The 26,680-nt window shown below is 68.6% G+C and carries 25 protein-coding genes and 1 pseudogene; 11 read left to right on the forward strand and 15 right to left on the reverse strand.

All coding sequences use genetic code 11. The annotated features are described in order from the left end of the window. Window positions 1-19: 19 nt before the first annotated feature. Complete coding sequence (locus tag AC07OY_RS04080; protein WP_495041247.1) at window positions 20-1,252, reverse strand: M56 family metallopeptidase; 1,233 nt, start codon at window positions 1,250-1,252, stop codon at window positions 20-22. Beyond that, window positions 1,245-1,625, reverse strand: coding sequence for a BlaI/MecI/CopY family transcriptional regulator (locus AC07OY_RS04085; RefSeq protein ID WP_495041248.1), 381 nt, complete (start codon window positions 1,623-1,625; stop codon window positions 1,245-1,247). The genes AC07OY_RS04080 and AC07OY_RS04085 overlap by 8 nt, the downstream gene beginning before the upstream one ends. Before the next feature lie 129 nt (window positions 1,626-1,754). Here AC07OY_RS04085 and ppk2 point away from each other — a divergent pair, with 129 nt between their 5' ends. Then, window positions 1,755-2,660: a polyphosphate kinase 2 gene (gene ppk2 / locus AC07OY_RS04090; RefSeq protein ID WP_495041249.1), complete on the forward strand. Its 906-nt coding sequence runs from the start codon at window positions 1,755-1,757 to the stop codon at window positions 2,658-2,660. 20 nt (window positions 2,661-2,680) lie between these two features. After that, on the forward strand, window positions 2,681-3,028 hold the full coding sequence (locus AC07OY_RS04095; RefSeq protein ID WP_495041250.1) for a glutaredoxin family protein: 348 nt from the start codon (window positions 2,681-2,683) through the stop codon (window positions 3,026-3,028). Window positions 3,029-3,130: 102 nt separating this feature from the next. Here AC07OY_RS04095 and AC07OY_RS04100 read toward each other — a convergent pair whose 3' ends face one another. From AC07OY_RS04100 to AC07OY_RS04140, 9 genes are all read right to left on the reverse strand, one after another. Then, window positions 3,131-3,403: a hypothetical protein gene (locus tag AC07OY_RS04100; protein WP_495041251.1), complete on the reverse strand. Its 273-nt coding sequence runs from the start codon at window positions 3,401-3,403 to the stop codon at window positions 3,131-3,133. Between the two features lie 147 nt (window positions 3,404-3,550). After that, a complete protein-coding gene (locus tag AC07OY_RS04105) occupies window positions 3,551-4,186 on the reverse strand; it encodes an L-threonylcarbamoyladenylate synthase (RefSeq protein WP_495041252.1) in 636 nt (211 codons plus the stop codon). A gap of 34 nt (window positions 4,187-4,220) precedes the next feature. Further along, on the reverse strand, window positions 4,221-5,390 hold the full coding sequence (locus tag AC07OY_RS04110; RefSeq protein ID WP_495041253.1) for a M56 family metallopeptidase: 1,170 nt from the start codon (window positions 5,388-5,390) through the stop codon (window positions 4,221-4,223). Continuing rightward, window positions 5,374-5,745, reverse strand: a complete 372-nt coding sequence (locus tag AC07OY_RS04115; protein ID WP_495041254.1) for a BlaI/MecI/CopY family transcriptional regulator — start codon at window positions 5,743-5,745, stop codon at window positions 5,374-5,376. The genes AC07OY_RS04110 and AC07OY_RS04115 overlap by 17 nt, the downstream gene beginning before the upstream one ends. An 85-nt stretch (window positions 5,746-5,830) precedes the next feature. After that, entirely contained in the window at window positions 5,831-6,697 is an 867-nt protein-coding gene (locus tag AC07OY_RS04120) for a 3',5'-nucleoside bisphosphate phosphatase (RefSeq protein ID WP_495041255.1), read from the reverse strand. 41 nt (window positions 6,698-6,738) lie between these two features. Beyond that, a complete protein-coding gene (locus tag AC07OY_RS04125; protein ID WP_495041256.1) occupies window positions 6,739-8,298 on the reverse strand; it encodes a methyl-accepting chemotaxis protein in 1,560 nt (519 codons plus the stop codon). Window positions 8,299-8,370: 72 nt separating this feature from the next. Continuing rightward, entirely contained in the window at window positions 8,371-10,188 is a 1,818-nt protein-coding gene (locus AC07OY_RS04130) for a bifunctional diguanylate cyclase/phosphodiesterase (protein ID WP_495041257.1), read from the reverse strand. 98 nt (window positions 10,189-10,286) lie between these two features. Then, the gene (recJ, locus tag AC07OY_RS04135) at window positions 10,287-12,023 is read right to left on the reverse strand and encodes a single-stranded-DNA-specific exonuclease RecJ (protein WP_495041258.1); all 1,737 of its coding nucleotides are present in this window, start codon (window positions 12,021-12,023) and stop codon (window positions 10,287-10,289) included. Then, on the reverse strand, window positions 12,020-12,898 hold the full coding sequence (locus AC07OY_RS04140; protein ID WP_495041259.1) for a hypothetical protein: 879 nt from the start codon (window positions 12,896-12,898) through the stop codon (window positions 12,020-12,022). Before AC07OY_RS04140 ends, recJ begins: the two co-directional genes overlap by 4 nt. Before the next feature lie 63 nt (window positions 12,899-12,961). Between AC07OY_RS04140 and ppk1 the strand changes: the two genes are divergently transcribed. Both ppk1 and sixA read left to right on the forward strand, forming a co-directional pair. Next, window positions 12,962-15,025, forward strand: coding sequence for a polyphosphate kinase 1 (gene ppk1, locus AC07OY_RS04145; RefSeq protein WP_495041260.1), 2,064 nt, complete (start codon window positions 12,962-12,964; stop codon window positions 15,023-15,025). Window positions 15,026-15,027: 2 nt separating this feature from the next. Next, the gene (gene sixA / locus AC07OY_RS04150) at window positions 15,028-15,489 is read left to right on the forward strand and encodes a phosphohistidine phosphatase SixA (protein WP_495041261.1); all 462 of its coding nucleotides are present in this window, start codon (window positions 15,028-15,030) and stop codon (window positions 15,487-15,489) included. Between the two features lie 13 nt (window positions 15,490-15,502). On the opposite strand, the gene AC07OY_RS04155 is transcribed toward sixA, so the two are convergent. From AC07OY_RS04155 to AC07OY_RS04165, 3 genes are all read right to left on the reverse strand, one after another. Continuing rightward, complete coding sequence (locus tag AC07OY_RS04155) at window positions 15,503-16,183, reverse strand: hypothetical protein (RefSeq protein ID WP_495041262.1); 681 nt, start codon at window positions 16,181-16,183, stop codon at window positions 15,503-15,505. A gap of 396 nt (window positions 16,184-16,579) precedes the next feature. Further along, window positions 16,580-16,984, reverse strand: coding sequence for a GFA family protein (locus AC07OY_RS04160; protein ID WP_495041263.1), 405 nt, complete (start codon window positions 16,982-16,984; stop codon window positions 16,580-16,582). Between the two features lie 107 nt (window positions 16,985-17,091). Continuing rightward, a complete protein-coding gene (locus tag AC07OY_RS04165) occupies window positions 17,092-18,585 on the reverse strand; it encodes a Ppx/GppA phosphatase family protein (protein ID WP_495041264.1) in 1,494 nt (497 codons plus the stop codon). Window positions 18,586-18,647: 62 nt separating this feature from the next. Here AC07OY_RS04165 and AC07OY_RS04170 point away from each other — a divergent pair, with 62 nt between their 5' ends. The 7 genes from AC07OY_RS04170 (at window position 18,648) to AC07OY_RS04200 (ending at window position 26,392) form a co-directional block, all read left to right on the forward strand. Beyond that, window positions 18,648-19,511: a dienelactone hydrolase family protein gene (locus AC07OY_RS04170; protein ID WP_495041265.1), complete on the forward strand. Its 864-nt coding sequence runs from the start codon at window positions 18,648-18,650 to the stop codon at window positions 19,509-19,511. Window positions 19,512-19,580: 69 nt separating this feature from the next. Beyond that, window positions 19,581-20,363, forward strand: coding sequence for a ZIP family metal transporter (locus AC07OY_RS04175; protein WP_495041266.1), 783 nt, complete (start codon window positions 19,581-19,583; stop codon window positions 20,361-20,363). Further along, a complete protein-coding gene (locus tag AC07OY_RS04180; RefSeq protein WP_495041267.1) occupies window positions 20,350-21,396 on the forward strand; it encodes a helix-turn-helix domain-containing protein in 1,047 nt (348 codons plus the stop codon). The genes AC07OY_RS04175 and AC07OY_RS04180 overlap by 14 nt, the downstream gene beginning before the upstream one ends. 118 nt (window positions 21,397-21,514) lie before the next feature. After that, window positions 21,515-22,708: an alpha/beta hydrolase family protein gene (locus AC07OY_RS04185; protein ID WP_495041268.1), complete on the forward strand. Its 1,194-nt coding sequence runs from the start codon at window positions 21,515-21,517 to the stop codon at window positions 22,706-22,708. Between the two features lie 58 nt (window positions 22,709-22,766). Beyond that, on the forward strand, window positions 22,767-23,057 hold the full coding sequence (locus tag AC07OY_RS04190) for a hypothetical protein (protein ID WP_495041269.1): 291 nt from the start codon (window positions 22,767-22,769) through the stop codon (window positions 23,055-23,057). A gap of 391 nt (window positions 23,058-23,448) precedes the next feature. Beyond that, window positions 23,449-25,056 (forward strand): trypsin-like serine protease, encoded by a 1,608-nt coding sequence (locus AC07OY_RS04195; RefSeq protein ID WP_495041270.1) that lies wholly within the window; start codon window positions 23,449-23,451, stop codon window positions 25,054-25,056. A gap of 367 nt (window positions 25,057-25,423) precedes the next feature. Beyond that, window positions 25,424-26,392 carry a pentapeptide repeat-containing protein gene (locus AC07OY_RS04200; protein ID WP_495041271.1) on the forward strand — a complete coding sequence of 323 codons (969 nt, stop codon included), beginning with the start codon at window positions 25,424-25,426 and terminating at the stop codon, window positions 26,390-26,392. A gap of 45 nt (window positions 26,393-26,437) precedes the next feature. Here AC07OY_RS04200 and AC07OY_RS04205 read toward each other — a convergent pair. Further along, window positions 26,438-26,624: pseudogene (locus AC07OY_RS04205) on the reverse strand (YnfA family protein); the annotation flags it as partial. Window positions 26,625-26,680 lie beyond the last annotated feature (56 nt).

Genomic DNA, 26,680 nt, shown 5'->3' on the forward strand with positions numbered 1-26,680 from the left:
TCTCCCCGAGCGTTCCGCGTCAGCTGCGCGGCTTGGATTCTTGGTTGGGCATCTTGAAGTCGGCGGGCAGCAGCGTGACGACGCGCGTCATCTTCAGCACCGGAACGCCCTTGCCGCCGAACTGGAGGTTGAAGGACTCGCCGGAGGCGAGATAGCCCGTGTGCTGGCCCACGGCCTTGCCGCCGTAACTGGGCTCGGTCAGCACCTTGAGCTTGCCGTCCTCGGCGCGCGTCACGGTGAAGTCCAGGCGCCAGCTCTGCGTGCCCGTGCCGCCCCACTGCAGGCTGCTGCGGTCGCCCAGCGTCGTGATCAGCCGCGGGCTGGCCTTGAACTCGCCTGAGCTCACGTTCAGGCGGATCTCGACCTTCTCACGCTGCGCGGCCTCGGCGGCGCTTGCGGCCTTGGGGGCTGATTGCACCGCGTAGGCCAGGCCAGCGACGCCCAGCAGGGAGAGGGCCAGGACCGCTGCCCGGTGTCGCGGGAGGCGGGAGGAGGAATTCAGCATGGCGATCCTTTCGACAAGGGGGTGGGTGCTGCCCCAGCGGCTGGCCAGCGGCGCGCGCGGGGGGGTCAGGTCATGCGCCGCAAGCAGCGCCTGGGTGTAGGTCGGTTGGCAGGCAGGGTGCGCGCGCAGCACGGCGGCGTCACAGGCCAGCTCCTGGTCGGCCTGCATGCGCCGCGCTGCCCACCAGGCCAGCGGGTTCCACCAATGCAGGGCCAGCAGAGCGCTGGCCAGCAGGTTCCAGAAGTTGTCCAGGCGCTCGAGGTGCACCTGCTCATGGGCCAGGATGAGCTCGCGCTCGGCGGGCGAGAAGCGCTGCTCGAAGTCCGCCGGCAGTGCGACGCGCGGGCGCAGCAGGCCCACCAGGGCCGGGCTGCTGCCGGCCGGCAGTTGCGCGCCGAAACGTGCCAGCCGCCATTGCCGGCCCACCTGCACGGCGGCGACCGCGACGCTGCCGGCCAGCCACAGCGCCAGCCACAGGGCCGCCTGGCTGGATGCCGGCACCGGCATGGCCGGCAGGCCGGGCAGGTTCGGTGCGGCCGTGGCCTCCAGCACCAGCTGCAGCGGCTCCTGCGCCGGCCGCGGCAGCAGCGGCGTCAGCAGCAGCAGGGGCAGCAGCAGCCAGGAGGCATAGACGGCCCCCGCGCCCAGGCGCAGCAGCGGCCGGCGCAGCGCCCACAGCAAGCTGCAGCCCAGGCTCAGCCACAGGGCTTGCTGGCACAGCAGGTCAAGCCAGGCGCCCTCAGCCACGTTCCTGCTCCTTCAGCAGCGCCTTCAGGGCGGCGAGATCATCGGCGCTGAGCTTGCGCTCCGACGCGAACTGGGCCACCAGCGGCGCGAGGCGCCCGCCGAACAGGCGGTCGATCAGGGACATGCCGGTGTCGGCGACCCAAGCGTCTTCCGGAATGGCCGGTGCGTACAGGAACCGGCGGCCGTCGCGCTCCGCGGTCACGGCCCCTTTCTTCAGCAGGCGGTTCAGCAAGGTCTTGACGGTGGCCAGGGCCCAGCCCTGCTGCGCACCGATGGCCGCGGCGATCTCGTCAGCGGCCTGGGGCGCGCGTTGCCAGAGCTGGCGCATCACCTGGGCTTCGGCGTCGCTGATGGGTGGGGGCGTCTTGTTCATGATTACGTTTGTAAACGATGGCGAATGATTACGCCTGTAAACGATGTCGTCAAGTACGGGTTTGTCATCACCCGGCCATGTCGGCGACCTAGGGTGGCGGCTTTGCCGCGTCGCGGCCCAGGAGCCCCCGTGAGCCATATCGAAGACGAACTGGTGAAGCGCATTCACCGCGACCTGCAGGACGATTTCGACGAGGAGCTGGAGCTCGAACTCGAGGACCGCGACCACGGCGCCATGCCCAGCGACGCCACGGCCGACGCCGCCGGCGAGCGCAAGCGCTATTTCCGCGAGCTGTTCCGGCTGCAGAGCGAGCTCGTCAAGCTGCAGGACTGGGTGCAGCACACCGGCCACAAGGTCGTCATCCTGTTCGAGGGCCGCGACGCGGCGGGCAAGGGCGGCGTCATCAAGCGCATCACGCAGCGGCTCAACCCGCGCGTCTGCCGCGTGGCCGCGCTGCCGGCGCCCAACGACCGCGAGCGCACGCAGTGGTATTTCCAGCGCTATGTGTCGCATCTGCCGGCGGCCGGCGAGATCGTGCTGTTCGACCGCAGCTGGTACAACCGCGCCGGCGTCGAGCGGGTGATGGGCTTCTGCACGGACGAGCAGTACGAGGAGTTCTTCCGCTCCGCCCCCGAGTTCGAGCGCATGCTGCAGCGCTCGGGCATCCAGCTCATCAAGTACTGGTTCTCGATCAGCGACGACGAGCAGCGCGTGCGCTTCCTGGGGCGCATCCACGATCCGCTGAAGCAGTGGAAGCTCAGCCCCATGGACCTGGAGTCGCGGCGCCGCTGGGAGGAGTACACCAAGGCCAAGGAGGTGATGCTGGAGCGCACCCACATCCCCGAGTCGCCGTGGTGGGTGGTGCTGGCCGACGACAAGAAGCGCGCGCGGCTGAACTGCATCCAGCACCTGCTGGGCCAGATGCCCTACCGGGAGGTGCCGCATGCCGACATCGAGCTGCCGCAGCGCGAGCGCCGCGAGGACTACATCCGCAATCCGGTGCCGCAGAGCCTCATCGTGCCCGAGGTGTACTGAGACGCACCGAGAATCGGGGCATGAACCTGCCGCCCCGCTCCCTGCTCGTCGTCATCGCGATTTCCGCCGCGGCCTCCTGGGCCTGGCGCAGCCATGTGGCCGCCGAGGACGGCGAACTGCTGGCCGAGCGGGTCAAGCCCGGCGACATCCGCATGATTTCTTCGGAGACCTGCGGCTGGTGCACCGCGGCGCGGCAGTGGATGCAGGCCGAAGGCGTGGCCTTCAGCGAGTGCTTCATCGAGCGCGACGATCAATGCCTGGCCGACTACCGGGCCCAGGGCGGCATGGGCACGCCGACGCTGATCGTGCGCGGCCAGCAGGTGCTGGGCTTCGATCGCCAGCGCATCATCGACATCGTCAAATCCTGAAACGGGCCGAGCCGAATCGGCAACGCTGACTCAGCAGCGCTGGCGATTCGGCTCGGCGGTGGTGGAAATGGGCGTCATCTGCATAGTTGGTCGACGCCCGGTTCAGCCGCGCTTGGCCGTGGTCTTGGCGGCGGCCAGCGTGGTCTGGCGCAGCAGCGTGGCTTCGCTGTAGCCGGTGACGACGACGCGGGGCAGCTGGGCCACTTCACGCTGGGCGTAGCCGGTAATGACGACGCGCGGCAGTTGAGCAACTTCGCGCACGGCCTTGCCGGTGACGACGACACGTTCCAGCTTGACGGTGGCTTGCGGGGCGGCCTGGGCGGCGACAGAGAAAGCCAGGGCGGCGGCGGCGAAGAGGGTGGTTTGCAGGCTCATGATGGACTCCGTTTGCTTGGTTTCGAACCGCGTGATTGCTTGTTCGATGGAGTCAGTTTCGGCAATGAGCCGGGGCGCTTCCAGGCGCCTGCGATCAAGCGCGAGCCGGGCCGGATGAACTGCAGGCGCAGCGGATGAATTGCGGGCTCAGTCGAGCTGCAGGCCCAGCCGGGCCAACTCGCCCCGCCCCTGGCGCACCAGGATGGGCTCGTCGCCCTGGCTGAGGTCCAGCACGGTGGTCGGCTGGGCCGGGCAGGCGCCGGCGTCCAGCACGAACTGCAGCTGGCGGTCCAGCCGGTCGCAGACGGCTGAGGCGTCGTTCATGGGCTCGGTGTCGCCGGGCGGGATCAGCGTCGTCGACAGCAGGGGCTCGCCGAACAGGGCCAGCAGTTCCTGGATGACCTTGTGCTCCGGCACGCGCAGGCCGATGGTGCGCCGGCTCGGGTGGGAGAGGCGGCGCGGCACCTCCTTGGTGGCCGGCAGGATGAAGGTGTAGGCGCCGGGCGTGGCCAGCTTGAGCAGGCGGTACTGGCGGTTGTCCACCATGGCGTAGGTGGCCAGCTCGGACAGGTCGCGGCAGAGCAGGGTCAGATGGTGCTTGTCGTCGACGCCGCGCACGCGGCGCAGGGCCTCGGCGGCGCCCTTGTCGTTCAGGTGGCAGACGAAGGCATAGCTGGAGTCCGTCGGCACGGCGCCGATGCCGCCGGCCTGCAGCATCTGGGCGCATTGGCGCAGGAAGCGCGGCTGGGGGTTGTCGGGGTGGACTTCGAAGAGCTGGGCCATGCGGACATTCTGCGTCCGCACGGCCCGGTTGGCTTCAATCAAACAGGAACTCGAACTCCTGTTGCAACTCGGTGCCGGCCAGCTCCTTCTTGCAGCCGTAGGCGCGCACGGTCTTCTCTATGGACGCTGCCAGCGTCCGATCGGTGCCCTCGATCTTGATCCAGTCCGGGCGGCCATCCGGGCCGATCCTGAACCTGACATCCATCTTGTACGCACCCTTCGGAACCTTGGCCTCGGGCGCCACCTCCGGCTTGGGCATCTGCGGGCAGGCTTCACGCACCTTCATGGCCGCGCCGGGCGTCTTGCCGGCATCGGCGGGGCCGGCGGCAGCGCTGCTGAGGGTCTGCATGGCGCCCAGGCCCAGCAGAGCCGCAACAACCAGGGAACTGCGGGCCGTCGCGCGCCTGCCGGCGCTTGGGGCGATTTGCTTGAGCAACATGATCCTCTCCTTCAAAGGGTGGTGGTGGGACTGCCAGGCCGAGGCAGTGGGCGGGACGGGCAAGGCGCCATCGAGCTTCAGCATTGCGAGGCCATAGCGGCGCCAGCTGCCGGGATAACGCCGCATCACGGCGGCATCGCAGGCGAGTTCCTGGTCGTGGCGCAGCGCATCCAGGGCCCACCACGCCAGCGGGTTGAACCAGGCCAGGCCGGCCAGCACCGTGGCCAGCATTCGGACCGGGTTGTCGAGCCGGCGGGCATGGGCGGATTCGTGGGCCAGGATCCAGCGCCGCTCCGACGCATCGAAACGCTGGCGGAAATCGGCGGGCAGGACCAGGCGGGCGTGCCACAGCCCGAGCAGGCCTGGCGAGTCGCCAGCCGGGGCCAGCAGGCGGTTGCCGGTCGACCACGTCAGCCGCCGCCGGTAGCGCTGGTGCGACACGACATGCAGCACGGTGACGCCCAGCACGCCCGCCGCCCAGAGGCCGGCGATCGAGAGGGTGTAGCCCGTCGTGGCGGTGGCCAGCGCCGGTGCCTGTCCTGCATGGACGAGAACGGGCGGCAGCGCCCAGCCCGGCAGGCTGGCGCGGGGCAGCAGCGCCACCGCGGCCAGCCACAAGGGCAGCAGCCACAGCGCATAGGCCGATTGCGCGCCCGCAAACCGGCGCCAGGGCCGGCGCAGCAGCAGCACGGCCGCGAGGCCCAGGCTCAGGCCCAGGTGGGCCCGCCACAGGGCGTCGATGACGGCCTCATTCGGCATCGTCATGCTCCTGCAGCAGGCGCCGCAGCGCCTCGGCGTCTTCGCGGCTGAGCTTGCGCTGGGCGGAGAAATGCGCCACCAGCGGCGACAGCCGGCCGCCGAAGACGCGGTCCAGCAGGTTGAGGGACTCACCCTGTTCCCAGTCCTCGCGGGCCACCAGCGGCTCGTAGAGGTAGCGGCGGCCGTCGCGCTCGGCCTGCAGGGCGCCCTTGTTGAGCATGCGGTTCAGCAGGGTCTTGACGGTGCCCAGCTGCCAGCCATCCTCCGCGGGAAGGGCGGCCAGGATGTCCTCGGCACTGAGGGGGTGGCGCTCCCAGAGGGCGCGCATGATTTGCGATTCGGCGTCGGAGATGCTGCTCATGATCGACAACGGTTGTTGACGATCAATTGTCAACGCCTGTTGTCGATTCGGCCCATCGAGGGAAACCCGCGGTCTCGCGGCTCGCTCAGGCTCGGTGGATGCGGTCGCCCAGCTCGGCCCAGACCGGGGTCAGCCGGCCTTGCAGCGCCGGCAGGGAGCCCAGGTCGATGCGGCTTTCTTCGGGGCAGTGGAAGTCCGAGCCGCGCGAGGCCAGCAGGCCGAACTCGATGGCCGTGTTGGCGTATTCCTCGAACTCGGCCGGCGTGTGGCTGCCGGTGACCACCTCGATGCCGCGCCCGCCATGGGCCATGAACTCGGTGATCAGCGCGTACTCTTCCGTCGGTGTGAAGTCGTAGCGGCCCGGGTGGGCGATGACGGCGATGCCGCCGGCGCGCGTGATCCAGCCGACCGCGTCCTTCAGCGTCGCCCACTTGTGCGGCACGAAGCCAGGCTTGCCTTCGGTCAGGAAGCGGCGGAAGACCTCGGGCACGTCGCTGCAATGGCCGGCGTCGACGAGGAAGCGGGCGAAGTGGGTGCGCGAGATCAGGTCGGGGTTGCCCACGTATTTCAGCGCGCCCTCGAAGGCGCCATGGATGCCCACCTCGGCCAGGCCGGCGGCCATCTCGCGGGCGCGGGCCTCGCGGCCGCCGCGGGTGGCGCGCAGGCCCTCGATCATCTCGATGGACTCATGGTCGAAACCCAGGCCGACGATGTGCACGACGCGGCCGGCGAAGGTCACCGAGATCTCGGTGCCGGTCAGATAGGCCAGGCCGCGGGCACGCGCCGCGGCGATGGCGCGGGCTTGGCCGCCGATCTCGTCGTGGTCGGTCAGCGACCACAGCTGCACGCCGCGTTCAGAAGCCCGTTCGGCCAGGGCCTCGGGCGTCAGGGTGCCGTCCGAGACGACGGAGTGGCAGTGCAGGTCGGCGTTGAGCGTGGGGTCGAGGTTCACGGCCCCATTGTAGAAAGGGGCCTCCGCCCGCGCTGTAACACCTAACGCGAGCGCACGCGGAAGCTGCTGATGGCCTGGGTCAGCCCCATGGCCTGCTCCCTGAGGCTGGACGCCGCCGCGGCGCCTTCCTCGACGAGGGCCGCGTTCTGCTGGGTCATCTGGTCGAGGTTGGTGATGGCCTGGCCGATCTCGCCAATGCTCTGGCTCTGCTCGGTCGTCGAGGCGCTGATCTCGCCCATGATGTCGGTCACGCGCCGCACCGACGCGACGATCTCCGTCATGGTCTCGCCGGCTTGCTGCACGAGTGCCGCGCCGGCGCCGGTGCGCTCGACGGAGGCGGTGATCAGCGTCTTGATCTCCTTGGCCGCCTCGGCGCTGCGCTGGGCCAGCAGGCGCACCTCGCCGGCCACGACCGCGAAGCCGCGGCCCTGCTCACCCGCCCGCGCCGCTTCGACTGCCGCGTTCAGCGCCAGGATGTTGGTCTGGAAGGCGATGCCGTCGATGGTGCCGATGATGTCGGCGATCTTCTTCGCGCTGGCGCTGATCTCGTCCATCGTGCTGACGACCTGGGACACGACCTCGCCGCCCCGCGTGGCGACCTCCGAGGCGCTGGCCGCGAGTTGGTTGGCCTGGCGGGCCGAATCGGCGTTGTGGCGCACGTTCTCGGTCAGATGCTCCATGGACGAGGCTGTCTCTTGCAGGCTGGCCGCCGCCTGCTCGGTGCGGCTGGACAGGTCGTGGTTGCCGGTGGCGACCTCGGCCGCGGCGACCTGGATGGACTCGGAGCCCTCGCGCACCCTCAGCACGATGCCGCGCAGGCCGCCCTGCATCTGCACCAGGCTCTGGGACAGGCGGCTCAGCTCGTCGCGGCCGTCGGTGCGCAGCTCCTCGTCCAGCGAACCGCCCTCGACGGCAGCGGCGAAGCGGATGCTGTCGTCGACCGGCTTCAGCACCGACAGCGTGATCTGCCAGCCGATCAGCACGGCCAGCAGGGCGCCCGCTCCCAAGGCGATCCAGATGATCAGGGAGATGGTCGCGTAGACGCCGGCCAGGCGCTTCTGCGCATCCTTGACGGCCTCGTCGACGCGCTCGATGGCGCCTTCCAGGATCTTCTCGGCCTCGTCGACGTGCTTCTTGGCCTCGCGCGGCGCATCCCAGGCGCCCTTGAGGTCGCCGGCCATGTCGCCCTTGGACAGCTGTTCCATGACCGGCTTCATGGCGCTGCGGTAGGCCTCGAAGCTGGTGCGGATCTGGCCCAGGCTCTTCTTGACCTCCTCGCGCTTGACGCGCTGCTCCAGGTCCTTGAGCCCCTTGTCGGCCTCGGCCATGGACTCCTCCCAGCGCGAGCTGGCGCGCTTGAAGTCGGCCACGCCTATGGCCGAGAAGATCATGTCCTTCTCGTAGCGCCGCGCCGTCAGCAGGCCGCCGCGCAACTGGTCCACGCTGCGCAGCGAGCCCACCACCGTCTCGTTGAACTGCTCGAAGGCGCCGTACATGGCCCCGGTGGCGAAGCGGCCACCCAGGCCCAGCACCAGCATCAGCACCAGCATCAGGCCGAAGGCCAGCGCCAGGCGCAGCTTGATCGTCATCTGTCTGAGCATGCTCTCCACCTCATAAATGATTGGTGGGATGCAGCATGCCCCAGAGATGGCTGGGGCGGAAGCCGGACAAACTCAGGCTGCCAGCAGGGCACGCTGGGTGGGCTGGCGCCGCTCGATGAAGAAGCGGCTGCCGTCGGCGCGCCCCTTGGCGACGCGCTTGGGCTCGGCCAGGGCGGCGCTCAGCGCGCGGGCGCTGTCGAAGTGGCCGGGCAGATGCAGCACGGCACCGGCCGAGATGGTGGGCAGCGGGTGGAAGCTGGGCTGGTTCTGGCGGTTCAGCGTCACATAGCCGCCGGCGGCCAGGTGCTCGGCCGAGAAGAAGCTGCGCACGCCGGCATCGAAGGCCTCGCAGACCCGCTCGAGTCGGTCCTCCCAATCGCTGCTGCCGAGCACCATGACGAAGTCGTCGCCGCCGATATGGCCGACGAAGTCCAGCTGCGGGTCGGCGGCCTGGGTCAGCACGCGGGCGGCGAGGCGGATGATGTCGTCGCCGATGCGGTAGCCATAGACGTCGTTGAAGGGCTTGAAGTGGTCGATGTCCCAGACCACCGCGGCGAAGGTCTCGCCGGCTTCGATGAGGCGGTCCAGGTGGTTGTCGATGGGCACATTGCCGGGCAGCAGCGTCAGCGGGTTGGCGTAGCGGGCCGCGTGCACCTGCAGGTCGGACACGGCCTTCAGCAGGTCGGAGCTGCGGCCCGAGCCGAAATAGGCGCCGTCGCGCGTGACGATGAAGCCGTCGGTCAGCAGGCGCTCGTCGAGGTTGGAGACGGCGTCGCTCATGGCACGCAGCGGTGTCGCGACGTCGAAGATCAGCGGGTGCGCGTCCATCAGCTCGACGCAGCCGCGCTTGTCGAAGATGTCCATGAAGTAGCGCTCGGTGCTGCGCTTGAGCACATGCAGCGACCTCAGCAGGCCGATGGGGCGCTGAAGCTCGTCCAGCACGGGAATGGCCAGCAGCTGCTCGTCGCGGTGGAAGAGGTCGACGATGCTGCGGCAGCTGGTCTCGGGCGTGACGGTCAGGCCGCGTCGCGCGAGCTGGGCGGCACTGGTGATGGCGCCCTGGGCCAGCGGCAGGGCGAGGTCGTTCTGCAGCAGGCGCGGCTGGGCCTCGGCGGCCAGGCGGCCGCTCCACTGCGCGCTCAGGCTCGCACGCGGCGTGGCGCTGGGCCGTGCGAAGAGATAGCCCTGGCAGATGGACAGGCCCAGGCGGCGCAGCACGTCGAGGTCGGGCTCCTGCTCCAGGCCCTCGGCGACGACCTCGCAGCCGCTGGTGGCGGCCATCTCGATGATGGAGCGCACGAACTGCTGCTTCAGCGGCTCCTGGGCGATGCCGTCGATGAAATGGCGGTCGATCTTGACGAAGTCGGGCCGCATCTGCATCCAGCGGCGCAGCGAGGCGAAGCCTTCGCCGAGGTCGTCCAGCGCGACGCGAAAGCCCTGCTCGCGCAGGGCCTGCAAGGCGTCGTCGAGCTGGGCCAGGTCCTCGATGGGGCGGGTCTCGGTCAGCTCGATGACGACGCGCGAGGTGGGCAGGCCCAGTTCGCTCAACTGGGCGGCCAGGCGGCCCGCATGCTCGCGGGCGCCGAGCAGGGTGTCGGCCGTCACGTTCAGGAAGAGCTGCCCCGGCAGGCCGAGCTGCTTGAAGCGCTGCAGCGCGCGCTGCACGATGAGATGTTCCAGCTCGACGAGGCGGCCCAGGCGGGCGGCCGCCTCGAACAGGACCAGCGGCGAATGCAGGGGGCCGTCGGCCGGAGCACGGGTCAGCGCCTCGTAGCCGTAGATCTCGGCGCGGTCGATGGCGACCAGGGGCTGGAAGTGAAGGTCAAAACTGCGCTGCGCGATCAGGCGATCGAGGGCGTCGGCAAGGGGATCGGGCGCGGTGACGCGCATGGGAAAGGCTCCGGGCTGGCTGGCGCCGCGGATTCTTGGAGTCGCCCGTGACAGTCAGGTGACTTGGGAAGTCAGGGCGCCGGGCCCTGCCAACTCCTTCACGCCTGCGCGGCTTCAATCACGTATTGCACGCGCTGCTGGCCCTGCCATTCGTCGAGGCTGAGCCGGTAGGCCAGCGTGACGCGCTCGGGCAGCATGTCGACGTGGTTGAACCAGATGCCGTCGATGAGCTGGCCGGCGCGGCGCAGTCTCAGCTTGAGATGCTTCTCGCCCACCAGGCGCTGCGAGATCAGCTCGAAGCGGTCGCAGAAGAGGGGCGCCTCGAAGCCCTGGCCCCAGACCTGGGCGTCCAGCAGGCGCGCGGTCTCGGCCGTGGCGGCCTCGGGCGCAAGGGCACCGTCGTGGCGCAGGGTGCGGGTCAGGTCCTGCTCGGTCAGCCACTCTTCGGCGACGCGGGCGAAGGCGAGGGCAAAGCGCTGCACATCGTCCACCGCCAGCGTCGCGCCGGCCGCCATCGCATGGCCACCGAACTTGGCCAGCAGATCGGGCTCGCGCTTGCTGACCAGGTCCAGCGCGTCGCGCAGATGGAAGCCCGGGATGGAGCGGCCCGAGCCTTTCAGATGGCCGTCGGCGCCGCGGGCGAAGACGAAGGTCGGGCGGTGCACGCGGTCCTTGATGCGCGAGGCGACGATGCCGACGACGCCTTCGTGGAAGTCGGCATCGAACAGGGCCACGGCCGGGGGCAGGGCGCCCGAGAGAGCTTCGACCAGCGCATCCAGCCGCGCCTCCGCCATCTCGCGCATGCCGCTCTCGATCTCGCGACGCTCGCGGTTGATGGTGTCGAGCTGGGTGGCCAGCTGCATCGCGCGCTCGGGGTCGTCGGTGGTCAGCGCTTCAATGCCCAGCGTCATGTCGGACAGCCGTCCGGCCGCATTGATGCGCGGGCCGAGGGCGAAGCCGAGGTCGAAGCCCTGGGCCTTTGACGCATCGCGCTTGGCGGCGCTGAACAGGGCCATGACGCCCGGCTGGGCGCGGCCGGCACGCATGCGCTTGAGGCCTTGGGCCACGAGGCGGCGGTTGTTGGCGTCGAGCTTGACGACGTCGGCCACCGTGCCCAGGGCCACCAGGTCCAGCAGCCCGTCCAGGCGCGGCTCGGGCGAGGGCAGGGCGCCGCGTGCGCGCAGCTCGGCGCGCAGGCCCAGCAGCACATAGAAGGCCACGCCGACGCCGGCGAGGGATTTGCTCGCAAAGGTGCAGCCGGGCTGGTTGGGGTTGACGATGGCCTCGGCCTCGGGAACGACGATGGCATCGTCGACCTGGGCCGGCAGGTGGTGGTCGGTCACCAGCACCTTGATGCCCAGCGCCCGCGCATGGGCCACGCCGGCGAGGCTGGCGATGCCGTTGTCCACGGTCACCAGCAGGGCGGGCTGCTGGGCCTGGGCGAGGTCGACGATGGTCGGCGTCAGGCCATAGCCGTGCACCGCGCGGTCGGGCACGACGTAGCCGAGCTGTTCGGGCTGGGCGCCGAGCTGGCGCAGGCCGCGCAGCATGACGGCGCAGGCGGTGGCGCCATCGCAGTCGTAGTCGGCCACGATGACCATGCGCTCGCCGGACTGGATGGCATCGGCCAGCAGCTTGGCGGCTTCGGTCAGGCCCTTGAGTCCATTCGGGCCGGTGGGCGGCAGCAGTTGGTTGAGGTTCTCGTCCAGCTCCGTGGCTTCGCGCACGCCGCGCGCGGCCAGCAGGCGGGCCAGCAGCGGCGTGACGCCGGCCTGCTCCAGCGCCCAGGCCGTGCGCGGCGGCACGTCGCGCTCGATCAGCTTGGGCGAGTTCACAGCGACTCCATCACGGTGGCCACGTCGGGCGTTTGAAAGCGGCGCTTGAGCTTGTCGAAGAAGGACAGCGGCTGGGCCGTGAAGCGGCGGGCGAAGCGTTCGCCGCACAGCGTCAGGCCGCTCAGCTCTTGGGACAGCGGGCCGGCATCCAGGCGCTGCCAGGCCTCGGCCCAGGCGGCGAGGTCGCCATTCAGCAGCGGCTCGGTCAGGCGGGCGTCGACCACCACGTCGGCCTTGTGCCCGTTGGACCGCCCAATGTCGCCGATCCACACGGAGTTGATCGCATGCTCGCCGCGCGCCTCGCGTTCCTCGTTCAGCGCATGGCCGTGCAGCAGCATCTGCGCCTCGTTCTGCCAGCGGCGCAGCGTGCGGGCCTGGGGCAGCCAGGGCTCGATGGGCCGGCCGGCGGCGCGCTCGATGCTGGCGGCGCTCAAGCCGTCCAGGGCGGTGGCGTGGGCGATGGCCCAGCGATGGGCGTCCAGCAGCCGCCATTGCCAGCCCTCGGACTCGGGCCAGAGCTGCTCGCGCAGCAGGGCGGCAAAGCGGGCGGCGTCGGATTCGGAAAGCCGCACGGCGGCAGGCGGCAGCACGTCGACGCCGTCCGTCCCCACGGCGAGATGCACGGGTGTCATCAAGGCCCAGCAGAGCTCCGCATCGGCATCGACGGCCCAGGCGGCCGCGCTGGGTTCGGCCTGGCCACGCAGGGCCGCCAGGGCCAGGTGGTGAGGTGGCTGGGCCGAGTACTCGTCGCTGCCCCAGGTCTCGGCGGGGCTCAACCGGGCCAGTTGCGCAACCAGGTTGGGCAGGGCCAGGCTGGAGAAGGCATGCCGCGCGGCGTCGTCCAGTGCGCTGGCATGAGGAATCATCAGATGCATGGGACAGGATTATCCCGGGGTCATTTCAAGCGTTTGTCACACAAGCTTCATACACTTTTCTTCATGACCGACCCGACTCCGCTGAAGCTCCTCAACCGCGAACAGGCCATCCTCGAATTCAACCGGCGCGTACTCGCCCAGGCCCAGCGTGAGGACGTGCCCCTGCTGGAGCGGCTGCGCTATGTCTGCATCGTGTCCAGCAACCTGGACGAATTCTTCGAGGTGCGCTTCGCCGACATGCTGGAGGCGATCCGCGATCCGCTCAGCACGGTGACGGGCCAGGATGTCGACCGTGTCGGCCGTGCCGCCCACACGCTGATCGACGAGCAATACCTGATCTTCAACGAGCAACTGATGCCGCTGCTGCAGAAGCAGCGCATCGTCATCCTCAACCACGCCGACCGGGACGCACCGCAGCGCCAGTGGGTGGCCAAGTATTTCGAGCGCGAGGTGAAGCCGCTGCTGGTGCCGGTGGGCCTGGACCCGGCCCACCCCTTCCCGCAGGTGGCCAACAAGTCGCTGCACTTCATCGCGCGCCTGTCGGGCAAGGATGCCTTCGGCCGCGACAACCGCATCGCCATCGTCAAGGTGCCGCGCGTGCTGCCGCGGGTCATCAAGCTGCCGGCCAACCTCAGCGACGGCCGCCAGGCCTTCGTGCTGCTGACCAGCGTCATCCGCGCCCATCTGGAAGAGCTCTTCCCGGGGCGCAAGGTCGAGGCCTTCTCGCAGTTCCGCGTCACGCGCGACTCCGACCTCGAAGTCGACGAGGAGGAGATCGCCAACCTGCGCCACGCGCTGCGCTCGGGCCTGACGACGCGCCACTTCGGCCGAGCCGTGCGGCTGGAGGTCGTCAACACCTGCCCGGCCGAGCTGTCGGAGTTCCTGCTCGAGCAGTTCGGCCTGCCGAATGCGGCGCTGTACCGCGTCAACGGCCCGGTCAACCTGGTGCGGCTGAACGAGCTCATCGACCTGACCGATGCGCCGGCTTTGCGCTTCAAGCCCTTCGAGCCGGCCTGGCCGACGGGGCGGCTGCCGCGCCACAAGTCCATCTTCGAGAAGCTGAAGAAGGGCGATGTGCTGCTGCATCATCCCTTCGAGAGCTTCGATCCCGTCGTGCAGATGCTGCGCGAGGCGGTGCTCGACCCTGATGTGCTGGCCATCAAGCAGACCATCTACCGCACCGGCGCCAAGTCGGAGCTGATGGACCTGCTCATCGAGGCGGCGCGGCGCGGCAAGGAGGTCATGGCCGTCGTGGAGCTGAAGGCGCGCTTCGACGAGGAGGCCAATATCAATTGGGCCGAACGGCTGGAGGCCGTCGGCGCCCAGGTCGTGTACGGCATCGTCGGCTACAAGACCCACGCCAAGCTGCTGTTGATCACGCGGCGCGAGAGCGGCAAGTTGCGCCGCTATGGCCACATCTCGACCGGCAACTACAACCCCAAGACGGCGCGCCTGTACACCGACCTCGGCCTGCTGACGGCCGACGCCGACCTGACGGCCGATGCCGACTCGGTGTTCCGCCAGCTCGCGTCGCTGGGCAAGTTCAAGGCACTGCGCAGCATGCTGCTGGCGCCCTTCAACATGCACAGCCGCATGCTGGAGCTGCTGGCCCAGGTGGAGGCCGCGGCCCTGGCCGGCTACAAGGGTGCGCGCATCGTCGTGAAGATCAACGCGCTGACCGATGCCGAACTCATCCACGGCCTGCTGCGCGCGGCCAAGGCCGGCGCCAAGGTCGACCTCATCGTGCGCGGCGCCTGCATGCTGCCGCCGGGCCTGCCGGGCGTCAGCGACAACATCGTCGTGCGCTCCGTCGTCGGCCGCTTCCTGGAGCACACGCGGGTGCTGTATTTCCGCTGGGCCGAAGCCACCGAGGCCGACCCTGGCGAAGCGCTTTTCCTGTCCAGCGCCGACTGGATGAGCCGCAACATGTTCCGTCGCATCGAGGTGGCCTGGCCGGTGCAGGACGCCCGCCTGCGCCAGCGCGTCATCGACGAGGCGCTGCAGCCCTATCTGCATGACACCATGGACGCTTGGCAGCTCGGCCCCGACGGCCGCTCGGTGCGCATCAGCGACAGCGGCGTCAGCGCCCAGCAGGCCCTGATGCGGCGTTATTCGGAAGGCAGCTGAACATGGACCTCATCCTGTGGCGTCACGCCGAAGCCGAGATTGCCGCCGCTGGCCAGGACGATCTGCAGCGCGCGCTGACGCCCAAGGGCGAGCGCCAGGCCCGTCGCATGGCGGCCTGGCTCAACCACCGACTGGCCGCGACGACACGCGTGCTGGTCAGCCCCGCCCTGCGCTGCCGCCAGACGGCCGAGGCCCTGGGGCGTGAGGTGCGCATCGTGCCGTCGATTGCACCCGATGCGCCCATCTCGGCGCTGATCGAGGCTTGCCGTTGGCCCAAGTCCAGCGAGCCCGTCTTGATCTGCGGCCACCAGCCGTGGCTGGGCCAGTTCGCGGCCCATCTGCTGGCCGGCGTGGACCAGGACTGGGCGGTCAAGAAGGGCGCCGTCTGGTGGCTGCGCTGGCGCCAGCGTGATGGCGAGCCGGAAGTGACCCTGCACGCGGTGCAGGGGCCGGACGCGCTGTAGGAACGGCGCCGCGTCAGCGCTTGGCGGCCAGCAGGTTCTGCAGGGCGCGCTCGGTGCCCGTCTCCACCAGGCCGCGCAGTGCGAGGACCTTCTCCTCGTTGGACATGAACATCCACGGGTCAAGCGAGCCCTGCACCTCGCGTGACGCATAGGCGAAGGACTCGCGCACGTCGTACTGCGCGACGATGTCGCCGCTCTTGACCTCCATCAGCTGGTAGCGGATCTGCGCATACGGCGCGATCAGCCCGCTCGACAGGGCACCTGTGGTCTGGTTGCGCATGGTGTAGAGCGTGTCCAGGTAGAAGCCGATGCCTTCCACGGCGCCCCGGCCGATGGCTGTGCTGTCGGCGGTGTCGGCCGAGATCGTGCCGCGCTGGCGAGTGATGATGAGGAGATGGTCGAGCTTGTCCTTGTTGATCGTGGCCACCATCCAGGTCGGCAGTTCGGCCTTGGCCGCGCCTTCGGACAGCGCGCGTTGCTGTGCGGGGCTGAGTTCCTGCGGCGCCCGGTAGAGGCTGGTCTGGACTCGCGGATTGCCACGCTTGAGTGCAGCATCGCTGGCACGCAGCGCGATGAGGTCGAAGCTGATGCCCTTGAAATCCAGGTTCTGGCCGCCGTTGCGATCCAGGCGCGTGCCGGTCGGCTTGTCCTCCGCCCAGCTCGCCTGCACGCTGTCGCCCAACAGCGAAAACACGCCGACAGAGGACAGTTTCGCGGCGTCGATACTTTGTGCCGAGGCCGGTATCGCCAGCAGAACGCCGCAAGCCAGCACACTGCGCCGCAACCAGGTCTTTGCCATTTGCCCTCCCAGGCAGACATTGAAGATGTGATGCGTGATCTTAGGTTGACTCGCCACCGGATCCGGCTCGGTCCGGGGGAGCGACATCACGGCCCGACGGCGAGGCCGGGTGGCTTCATGCCACCACCAGTTCGGTCACGCCGCTGCGCCCCCAGGCCTCGGCCTCTTCAGCAGGTAGCGTGTGCGCGCCTGCTCGGCAGACCAGCTCTTGGGCACCTGCAGGCTCAGCTGGCGCCAGCGCGACGGCGAGCCCGAGGTGGCCCTGCACGCGGTACAGGGTCCCGACGCGCTCTAGAGGTGCCGAGTTTCCTCGGGCTTGTTCCACCAGTTGTTGTGCAGGCCGTCGAAATACTGGATGGGTGCGGCGACCAGTTCCTCCTGCGGCACATCGTCCAGGGCATTGAGCTTGACCGACACGAAGGCGCCGCCGATCTGCTCCAGATAGCCGTGGCCGTAGGAGCGCACGCCGCAGGTCTTGCAGAACAGGTTGTGGATGCTGTTGGAGCCGAACTGGTAGTCGCTCTGCGCGTCTTCTCCGGCCAGCAGGCGGAAGGCGTCGGGCTTGACGCTGGCGCTCCAGTTGCGCGTCTTGAAGCAGATGGAGCAGTTGCAGCGGCCGGTGCCGGCAGCAAGGTCGAGGTCGACCTCGAAGCGCACGGCCTTGCAATGACAGCTGCCGGTGTAGGTCTTCAGCATGAGGGGTGTCTCCTGGGGTGGGCAAGGCCCACATGCTCACCGATGGTGCTGTCAGGCCTTGGCAGCAGTGTCCTTGGCCCGGCCCCGGCTCGACATCCCCAGGATGCTCAGGCGATGGCCAGCTCCAGCAGGCCGGACTTGCCCCAGGCCTCGGCTTCCTCCTTCAGCAGGAAGCGGGTGCGGGCCTGCTCGCCCGACCAGCTCTTGGGCAGCTGCAGGCTCAGCCGCCCGCCTTCGCGCTCGAGCCTGGGCGTTGCCAGGGCCATCGGCGAGCGGGCATGGCAGAGGATGACGGCCAGACGCAGCGCGATGAGCTGGTCCAGCAGGCTGGCGTCGCTCAGCTGCGCTTCCAGCTTGCGCAGGCCGCCACGCTGGCCGAGGGCCAGGCCCGACAGGCGCTGCAGCTGGTTGGTCGAGAAGCCGGCCGCGTCCACATGGGCGATGACATAGGCGCTGTGGCGGTGGTGGTCGTGGTGGGACACCAGCATGCCCACCTCGTGCAGGGCCGCCGCCCAGCCCAGCTCGCGCAGCAGCTCGGGCGCCGGCTTGGGCGTGAGCTGGCGGTAGAGCAGCTCGGCCTGGCTGGCCACGCGCTCGGCCTGGGCCACGTCCACGGCAAAGCGCTGCTGCAGCTCGCTGACCGAATCGGCCCGCGGGTCGCTGGCGCCGCTGGGCTGCAGGCGCTCGACCAGGTCGAAGATGACGCCCTGGCGCAGCGCGCCCTTGGTGGGCAGCAGCTCCTCGATGCCGAACTGGGTCAGCAGCGTGTAGAGGATGCACAGGCCGCCGGCGACGACGGGGCGGCGGTCGTCCTTCAGCCCCGGCATCTGCAGCTTGTCCTGCGAGCCGGCCTGCAGGCATTGCTCGACGCACCAGCGCAGCGCGGCCGGCGTGATGCGGCCATCGGTCTTGCCGCTGGCCGCGAGGATCTGCGACACCGCGCCCACGGTGCCGGAAGAGCCCAGGGCCTCCTTCCACAGCTCGGGGCGGAACAGCGTCAGCGCTTCTTCCAGCTCGGCGCCCGCAGCCACCTGGGCGGCGCGGAAGGCCTCGGCCGTGTAGCGGCCATCGGCAAAGAAACGCACCGACAGGCCCACGCTGCCGACGCCGAAGGACTCGGCCAGCAGCGGCTTGCGGCCGCGGCCCAGGATCATCTCGGTGGAGCGGCCGCCGATGTCGATGACCAGGCGGGGCTTGTCCGAGGGCTGCAGGCGGGCCACGCCGGCAAAGATCAGCCGGGCCTCCTCGCGGCCGGCAATCACCTCGATGGGATGGCCCAGCACGGCCTGGGCGCGGGCCAGGAAGGCGTTGCGGTTGCGGGCCTCGCGCAGCGTCTGGGTGGCGACGGCGCGGATGCGCTCGGGCGCGATGCCCACGAGCTGCTCGCCAAAGCCCTTCAGGCAGTTCAGGCCGCGCTGCATGGCCTCTTCGGTCAGCATGCCCTCGTCATCCAGGCCGGCGCCCAGGCGCACGCTCTCCTTGATGTAGCTGACGCGCTGATAGCGTTCGCCCGCCAGGCGAGCCAGCTCCAGGCGGAAGCTGTTGGAGCCGATGTCGATGGAGGCCCAGATCTGGCCGGCTGATTCGGGGCGCGTCGTCATGGCGGCGGATTGTCGGGGCAAAATTTGACGCCCCTCTGTAACCCCCCAAGCCAGGAGCCCCCATGTTGAAAGACGAGATCGACAGCCTCGCGCCGTCCCGCGACTTCAGCCGCCGCAGCTTTGTGCAGACGACGGTGGGCAGCGGCTTCGCGGCCGCCGTGCTGCCGGTGACGGCCCAGACCATCACGACCGACACGCTCGGCCTGGACGCCGGCATCGTCGACATCCCCGTCGGCGATCTGCAGATGCCGGCCTACCGTGCCAAGCCGGAGGGCAAGAAGAACCTGCCCGTCGTGCTGGTGGCCAGCGAGATCTTCGGCGTGCACGAGCACATCGCCGACGTCTGCCGCCGCTTTGCCAAGCTGGGCTATCTGGCCATTGCGCCCGAGCTCTTCGTGCGCCATGGCAAGGCCGGCGCCTACACCGACATCCCCAAGCTCATCAGCGAGGTCGTCTCCAAGGCGGCCGATGCTCAGGTCAACGGCGACCTGGACGCCACCGTCGCGTGGGCCGCGGCCAACGGCGGCGACACGTCCAAGCTCGCCATCACCGGTTTCTGCTGGGGCGGCCGCACCACCTGGTCCTACGCCGCCCACAACCCCAAGCTGACCGCGGCCGCCGCCTGGTACGGCCCGGTGGCCCGCAACTACAACCCCGGCGACAAGACCATCATCGAGCGCGCCGCCAGCATCAAGGCGCCGGTGCTGGCCCTGTACGGCGCGGCCGACGGCGGCATCCCGGTCGACACGCTCACCCAGCTCGAAGCCGCGCTGAAGGCCGCCGGCAACACCAAATGCGAGTTCGTCGTCTACCCCGACACGCCGCACGCCTTCTATGCCGACTACCGCCCCAGCTACCGCAAGGCGGCGGCCGACGACGCCTGGTCGCGTTGCCTCAGCTGGTTCAAGAAAAACGGCGTCGCTTGACGCCTCTGCTACGCTGACCGGGTTCGGGCCGCAGTCCATGGCTGTGGCCCGTTGCTTTTGCCTGATCCCATGACCCTTCTCTATATCGTGCTCGCCACCTTCGCGGGCGGCCTGCTGTCGGTGCTCGTCGCGGCGAGCCTGACCGTCGGCGTGCTGACCCGCCTCGTGAAGAGCCTCGTCAGCCTGTCGGCCGGCATCTTGCTGGGCACATCGCTGCTGAACGTGCTGCCCGAGGCCTTCGAGAGCCGCACCGCCGCACCCCAGACCCTGTTCGCCGTGCTGCTGGGCGGCTTGCTGTTTTTCTGGCTGCTGGAGAAGGTCGAGCTCTACCGCCACACCCACCACCACGAAGACGACGGCCACCACCACCATCACCACTTCGACGCCGAGCAGGCCGGACGTGGCGGCCTGACCGTGCTGGTGGGCGACAGCATCCACAACTTCTGCGACGGCGCCATCATCGCGGCCGCCTTCCTGGCCGACTTCCGCCTGGGCGTGGCCACCTCCGTCGCCATCGTCTGCCACGAGATTCCGCAGGAAGTCGGCGACTACATCGTGCTGCTCAACGCCGGCCTGTCGCGCGGCAAGGCGCTGCTGTTCAACGCCATCTCCGGCATGGCCTCGGTCGTCGGCGGCGTGCTGGGCTATTTCCTGATCGGCAGCTTCGACGGCGTGCTGCCCTATCTGCTGGTGCTGGCCTCCAGCAGCTTCATCTACATCTCGGTGGCCGACCTGCTGCCCCAGCTGCAGCAGCGCCTGGCCTGGCGCGAGACCTTTGCCCAAGTGGCCTGGCTGGCCATCGGCCTGGGCGCGGCCTTCGCGGTGTCCCAGCTGCTGCATGGGGCTCATTGACGCCGGGCTGCGTGGCGCGCTGATCGCGCTGCTGGCCCTCGTCATCGTCGCGCTGTGGCCGCATCGGCGGCATGCCCGCCTGGCCGACCTGGTGCGCGTCGGCATCGCGCTGTGCACCTCCCTCATCGTGCAGACCCTGTCGGCCTCGCCCTGGGTCGAGCGCCAGCTCGCCTGCCAGCCGCAGGCGCCCGGCGTCGGCATCTCGCTGGGCTCGGCCGTGCTGTTCTGGCTGTTCGCGCGCGCCGTCTTCGAGGACGGCTTCAAGCTGCGCCCCTGGCATGGCGCGCTGTGGGCGGCTGTCGCGCTGTTCGGCGCCAGCGTCTGCCAGTGGCACGCCTGGTGGCAGGGCTGGGTGCTGATGCGCGCCATCCCCATCGTCTTTGCGCTGCTCGGCCTGGCCGCCGTCATCGGGCCCTGGCGGGTGGACCTCATCGAGCCGCGCCGGCGGCTGCGCGGCCTCGTCGTGGGCGGCGGTGCGGGCTATGCCCTGGTCATGGTGGGCCTGCGCATCCATTCGGCCGACGGCAGCTTGAGCGACGGCGCCGCCCTGGGCGACGCGGCCATGCTGCTGACCCTGACCGCCGTCATCGCCGGCCAGCTGCTGGCGCCGCGCGCCCAAGGCCTGTGGGGCGAGGCTCCCGCGCCCGCCCCGCCGCCCGCGCCGCGCGCCGACGACCCGCAGGACCAGGCCGTCGCCACCGCGCTGGCCCGGCTGATGGGCGAGGGCAGGGCGTATGCGCAGGAGGGCCTGAGCCTGGCCGGCCTGGCCGACCAGCTCGGCACGCCCGAGTACCGGCTGCGCCGCGTCATCAACCAGGGCCTGGGCCACCGCAACTTCAATGCCTATGTGAACGGCCTGCGCCTGGCCGAGGCCAAGCGCCGCCTGGCCGACCCGGCCGAGCGCCAGCTGCCCGTGCTGAGCATCGCGCTGGACGTCGGCTTCGGCTCCATCGGCCCCTTCAACCGCGCCTTCAAGGCCGACACCGGCCTCACGCCCACCGAGTTCCGCCAGCACAAGCTGGCCGATTCCTAGAAATCGCCTCGGCGTTTCATCAAACCAGCGCCGAAACCTGCAAAGCGCAGCTTTCGGCCAGACGCGGCCGCCCCGGCCGCCGAACCTGAGGGCCTCTCAACCCACGAGGAGCCCTCCCATGTTCATCCGAACCCTGCTGGCCAGCCTGGCGCTGGCGATCTCCGCCCAGGCCGCTCATGCCGCCACCGTCGGCACCCTGACCCTGCCCGCCGACGACAAGGGCGGCGCAATCACGCTGTTCTATCCCACTGCCGCCGCCGGCCGCCCCGAGACCCGCGGCGACCTGCAATGGATGCTGGCGCCCGACGCGCCGCCGGCAGCCGGCAACGGCCGCCTCATCGCCATCTCCCACGGCTCGGGCGGCGGGCCCTGGGTGCACAGCGCGCTGGCCCAGGCCCTGGTGGATGCCGGCTTCACCGTCGCGCTGCCCCTGCACCGCGGCGACAACTGGACCGACCCCGGCCGCCCCGGCCCCGAGAGCTGGAAGCAGCGCCCCGCCGAGATCAGCCGCGCCATCGACCGCGTGGCCGCCGACCCGCGCTTTGCCGCGCTGAAGCTGGACCGCGTCGGCGGCTTCGGCATGTCCGCCGGCGGCCATACCATGCTCAGCCTGGCCGGCGGCGCCTGGTCGCCCGAGCGCTTCCGCGCCGCCTGCGAGCAGCACCTGGCCGACGACTTCAACGCCTGCGTCGGCCTGGCCACGGGCCTGACCGGCGGCGCGCTGGACGGCTTCAAGCTCTGGCTGGCCCAGCGCGTGCTGAACTGGAAGTTTGGTGGCGACGACGCGCCCCAGACCCATCACGACCCCCGCCTGGCCGCCATCGTCGCCGGCGTCCCGGCCGCGGCGGACTTCGACATGAGCACCCTGGTGCGGCCACGCGTGCCGCTGGGCCTGATCACCGCCGACGGCGACCGCTGGCTGGCGCCGCGCTTTCACAGCGCGCCGGTGCTGGCCGCCTGCCAGGGCTGCGAGCTGGTCGCCGCATTGCCAGGCGCCGGCCATGGCGCGCTGCTGGCGCCGCCGCCACCCGCCGACCGCCTCGGGCGGCTGGAGTGCGAGCTGCTGTGCGATCCGGCGGGGTTTGATCGCTCGGTGGCCACGGCGTTATGGGTGGGGCGGACGGTGGGCTTCTTGCGCAGACAACTGATTGGCGCCGCATCAGCGGCCCTTCAGCTCTCGGACCTAGGGCAACAGCAGGGTAGTCAGGCGCCTTCTGCCGTCCGAGGAGATGTTGAGAGGCGCCAGTCAAACCGGAGAGCTGCTTTGCAGCGGAAGCGGCTGTTGTCAGGGGGCGGCTTTTCGTCAGGCTGATGTAGCCGATCAGGCAGCACTCACGCTGCATACTCTGCGGGCACGGAGGGCGCATGCCATGGCGGAATTCGTTTCGTACCGGGATGTTGAGGACTGGGTGAGTGAGAACGGGATCGACAAGCTGCGTGAGATGGTCGGCGTGCCCGTTCTTGGCGGTGCCAGCCTCGTGCTTGGCAAGTTATGGCTCGAAGAGCACGATCGCGAGGCCGCCGAGGCCGAGCGGGTGGCCCGGTCGGCGCGCTGGTCGCGATGGGCGGTGCTCGCTGCGATCCTTGTGGTGCTGCCCATCGTGCTCGGGTGGCTGAATGACGCGCTCAATGCCGTCAAAGCTGCGATTCCGCACCCATGAGATGGTTAGCCAGAGAAGAGATTCGTTACTGACGCACTGACAAAAGCCCTTCTGTCGGTCTTGGCAGTGCCTCGGGAGGTGCGCGTTGATCTTTCAACCGGCGGTTCTCACCAGGTACCGCTCAACGGCGGCTTCCAGCCTGAAGCGGAAGTCGGCTCCATAGCGGTTGCGGCCGGTCGAGCTGTTTGCCACGAAGGTTCAGCCTCGGCCACAAGCCGACCGTCGCGATTGACCGCTGTTCGCCTTCCAGTCGCGACCGCCGGTCAGCGTTCCGCGGCGAAGCAGCCCGTCCATCCCCTATCTGCCACTCGCGTTCCACAGAAGTGTGGATGGCGATCGCCGCGAGGCGCGCCTAGCATCGCTGCCTTGTCGAACCTCTGGGAGAGATCGCATGGTGCGCATGGCCTTGGCGGTTCTCGCTGCGCTTTCGGCGCCACACATGGCGGAAGCCGGCGCGACTAGAAACCTCCCCTCGACTGCCGACTCCCGCTACACCGCATTGGGGAATCAGGCCCGATTCGATGGCGTTGGCGCGCTAGTGAGCCTGACGGAGCAGACCGTTTTCGGCACGGCGCTGGCTGGACCAATCTCTCCAACCTTCTGCTCCGGCACACTGATCTCTCCAAGCGCGCTCTTGACGGCGGCGCATTGTGTCACCGACCTAGTTGGCGGCGTGACGAAGGTCAGGGACCTGGCGCCGATGGCTGTAGGCTTCGGCGGCAACTTCGACAACTACTTCGCGCCCTCGGTTGTGGTTGGCGGGACGTCCAGCGCCCCTCGGCGCGTGTATGACGTTCTGAACGCCTTCGTCTATCCGGGCTATCTTGCCAGCAGCGGGCAGGCAGGGGACGTGGGCTATGGGCCAGATCTTGCCGTCCTCCGAATTGGCGACCCGCTGCTGCGTTCTGCTGTAGAGAGCACGATTGCCCCCATCGCGATGTACCGCGGCAATTCCGAGCTGCTGCAGGATCCGCCAATCATGATCGTTTCCGGGTTCGGCCTTGGTGGTAGGGAGGGTAGTGCAACCTACACGCCAACCGGAATTAAGAGGGCTGGCCTGAACCTCATCGACTCTTACAGCTTTGAGAACGGTCGCGGGGTCTTCAAGTACTCGTGGGGTGGCTATAGCTACCGCGGTGTTCCGTTGCCGAGCAATTTCCCGGAGTACATTGCGAGCAGCGGCGATAGCGGCGGTGGCAACTTCATGGTGATCGGGGGTAGCACGCAACTGGTTGCGGTGAATGCAACTTCATCCGCCGTGCCAGGCAACGGGACGGTAGGGCCCGGTCACAGAGCAACCTCAACCCGCACCTCCGGGTACATGAGCTGGATCGACTCGGTGCTCGCTCACATCGAAGGCTTGCCGATCATGCCTGCTCCAGGCGCCACGCCGACGAGCCCCCTCATGCCCAACGCCACGGTAGCAGTGACAAGGCCCCCGGGAACTGTCGGGTTCACGTTCACGATTAACGCCGGGCAGGTCATCTACATCGACCCGGAAGCAGCCACCGGATTCGAGTATGAGGCCCTAAACGGGCAATTCATCACCGCTATCACGCTGCCCGCAGGCTTTGGAGACGAACTCTATCGGGTGGAGTACTACGACGCCGTTAGCCAATCGTTCATTGATGTGGCCGTTCCCGTTGTCGCGGCAGAGCAGTTCTTGCTACCGGCGGCCAGCAGCCGCGTTCGCGTGCACGACATCGAGGGGCTCGGCGAACATTTCACCACCGGCTTGGCATTTGCCTCGTCCGGAACGACCACCGTGCTGCAGATCCCGCTCGTCCCGGTTCCCGAGCTACCGACAGCTTGGTTGCTTCTGGTCGGTGGCGCGGTTGCCGTGGCGGCAGCCAGACGCTTGGGTCACAAGCGGTTAGCAAGCGCATTACCTGATTTCGCGCATCACCGCTCGGAGCGCGACGACCGAAGTGTGCCTACGCCGAAACACCAGCTGACCCCCTTGGGGATTTCCAGCCTGACCGGTGGGCGATTGAGCTGACGCAGAGGCAGTAGAGGCTCTTCCTCAAACTCAGAATGAGCTAGCGGTGGGTTTGTCGGACGCCGCCTTCAGCTCTGGTGACGCGCATCAGGCTCAAGCTGCATTGCCTATCGATCGACCGGGAAGCGCGAGACAGGGTGTCGCGTGAAGCCGGTCTGCGCCCCCACCGATCCCTCACGCACGGGCCTGCAATGGCGATAGTGTTCGTATCTGCGGTCCCAAACGCGATCAACGACGCTCGGGGCGCGGTGCTCCTGCAGGACTCGCGCTTTCCTGTTGCGAGGTCAACTTGAAACCTGTGGGAGCGTCCGACGGGAGGGGCGAACTTGCCGGAGTGGATCCGGCTGACGCGAAGGATGAGGTTCAGTTGGTCCTGACCCCAGACCTCGAGGCTCGATTCATCGAGCAGGAGCATCGCATCGTTCGAGTAGTGCAGAACTACTTCGACAGAAAGCGATGGCCCGTTGACGACCCCAGACGCGTGGCCGCTCGCAACGCCGTTATCTGGCGTGTCCTGACACCCGGCACGGCGATGGTCGCGACGGGTGGCTTCGTTGCCATCGCGACTCTTGTGGTGCTGATATGGCAGACCCGGCTCATTGGCGAGCAGAACGAGTTTTTCCGTGATCAGAACCAGAAGCTTCAGGTGCAGATCGACCAGCAGGCAGACCAGGACGCATCTCGACGACGAACGGAGATTTTCGGCGTCCTGTACGAGACACAGCCTGGACCGGAAGGAGTCTTGCTCCCCAAAGCAAATCCTCGCACTCGAGGAGAAGCGGTTCTGGAGTTTGTGCAGTTGGAGCGAGCAAGGCTCAAGAAGCTCGGGTCGCAAACCAAGACACCCGTCTATCAAAGCGAGCTCAGTCTGAGTCAGGCGCGGCTCGATGGACTAAATCTGGATCGAGCCGATCTGCAAAGGCTTGTGCTCGTCGGGAGCTTTCTGCAGAACACGTCTTTCGCTGATACCAATCTTCAGTTCGCCGATCTGCGAGCGGCGCAGATAGAAAGCACGTCGTTCGCCCGCGCAAACTTGCAGCACTCCAATTTTGAAGGATCGGTCCTCTTGCAGGCGTCATTTGCACACAGTGATCTGCGCGAATCCAACTTGAGCAAGGTGAGCCTTCGAGGCTGTGAGTTCCTTGGAGCCGATCTGAGGGAAGCGCGTGTCACAGTGAGTGAACTCGACGAACGAACCAGCTTCCGCTATGCCAACATCGCCCGCGCAGACTTTGACTCCAAGGCCAAGGAACAGGCGCTGAAGCAAGGTGCCGTCGAGCTGGCCGACGACGCGAAGTGGGAGGCGTTCAAGCGCGAGAAGTTTCCGCGCAACTGACTTGCAGGCACGCATGCCCTGAAATGCTCGACGGCCGTTGCTCGTCGTGGGAGTCACGTTGTCCACCAGCCAATAGCCACTGGATAGCCACAGCGATGTAGACGCCGCCATAGGCGGCGTAGGCACGTCCGGCCGCGGTCGGGTGTAGCGACAGCAGCCAGGCAAAGAGCGCCGGGCTGACCGCGGCGTGGACGAGCAGACAGGCCGACTTGTCCTGCTTCAGCCACAGGTATCGTTGACCGCCTACAGCCTTGAGCAGGCAGTCCGTGATGCTCAGCCCCGATTGCC

This window comes from Roseateles sp. GW821-FHT09H10 (assembly GCF_059415865.1).

What these genes read in the sequence shown, in the direction of transcription:
- AC07OY_RS04185 (WP_495041268.1), top strand. Translation starts at nt 21,515, where the DNA reads ATGTTCATCCGAACCCTGCTGGCCAGCCTGGCGCTGGCGATCTCCGCC.
- sixA (WP_495041261.1), top strand. Translation starts at nt 15,028, where the DNA reads ATGGACCTCATCCTGTGGCGTCACGCCGAAGCCGAGATTGCCGCCGCT.
- AC07OY_RS04170 (WP_495041265.1), top strand. Translation starts at nt 18,648, where the DNA reads ATGTTGAAAGACGAGATCGACAGCCTCGCGCCGTCCCGCGACTTCAGC.
- AC07OY_RS04130 (WP_495041257.1), bottom strand. Translation starts at nt 10,188, where the DNA reads ATGCGCGTCACCGCGCCCGATCCCCTTGCCGACGCCCTCGATCGCCTG.
- AC07OY_RS04095 (WP_495041250.1), top strand. Translation starts at nt 2,681, where the DNA reads ATGAACCTGCCGCCCCGCTCCCTGCTCGTCGTCATCGCGATTTCCGCC.
- AC07OY_RS04085 (WP_495041248.1), bottom strand. Translation starts at nt 1,625, where the DNA reads ATGAACAAGACGCCCCCACCCATCAGCGACGCCGAAGCCCAGGTGATG.
- AC07OY_RS04165 (WP_495041264.1), bottom strand. Translation starts at nt 18,585, where the DNA reads ATGACGACGCGCCCCGAATCAGCCGGCCAGATCTGGGCCTCCATCGAC.
- AC07OY_RS04100 (WP_495041251.1), bottom strand. Translation starts at nt 3,403, where the DNA reads ATGAGCCTGCAAACCACCCTCTTCGCCGCCGCCGCCCTGGCTTTCTCT.
- AC07OY_RS04125 (WP_495041256.1), bottom strand. Translation starts at nt 8,298, where the DNA reads ATGCTCAGACAGATGACGATCAAGCTGCGCCTGGCGCTGGCCTTCGGC.
- AC07OY_RS04160 (WP_495041263.1), bottom strand. Translation starts at nt 16,984, where the DNA reads ATGCTGAAGACCTACACCGGCAGCTGTCATTGCAAGGCCGTGCGCTTC.
- ppk1 (WP_495041260.1), top strand. Translation starts at nt 12,962, where the DNA reads ATGACCGACCCGACTCCGCTGAAGCTCCTCAACCGCGAACAGGCCATC.
- AC07OY_RS04105 (WP_495041252.1), bottom strand. Translation starts at nt 4,186, where the DNA reads ATGGCCCAGCTCTTCGAAGTCCACCCCGACAACCCCCAGCCGCGCTTC.
- AC07OY_RS04115 (WP_495041254.1), bottom strand. Translation starts at nt 5,745, where the DNA reads ATGAGCAGCATCTCCGACGCCGAATCGCAAATCATGCGCGCCCTCTGG.
- AC07OY_RS04180 (WP_495041267.1), top strand. Translation starts at nt 20,350, where the DNA reads ATGGGGCTCATTGACGCCGGGCTGCGTGGCGCGCTGATCGCGCTGCTG.
- AC07OY_RS04190 (WP_495041269.1), top strand. Translation starts at nt 22,767, where the DNA reads ATGGCGGAATTCGTTTCGTACCGGGATGTTGAGGACTGGGTGAGTGAG.
- AC07OY_RS04140 (WP_495041259.1), bottom strand. Translation starts at nt 12,898, where the DNA reads ATGCATCTGATGATTCCTCATGCCAGCGCACTGGACGACGCCGCGCGG.
- AC07OY_RS04175 (WP_495041266.1), top strand. Translation starts at nt 19,581, where the DNA reads ATGACCCTTCTCTATATCGTGCTCGCCACCTTCGCGGGCGGCCTGCTG.
- AC07OY_RS04110 (WP_495041253.1), bottom strand. Translation starts at nt 5,390, where the DNA reads ATGACGATGCCGAATGAGGCCGTCATCGACGCCCTGTGGCGGGCCCAC.
- AC07OY_RS04195 (WP_495041270.1), top strand. Translation starts at nt 23,449, where the DNA reads ATGGTGCGCATGGCCTTGGCGGTTCTCGCTGCGCTTTCGGCGCCACAC.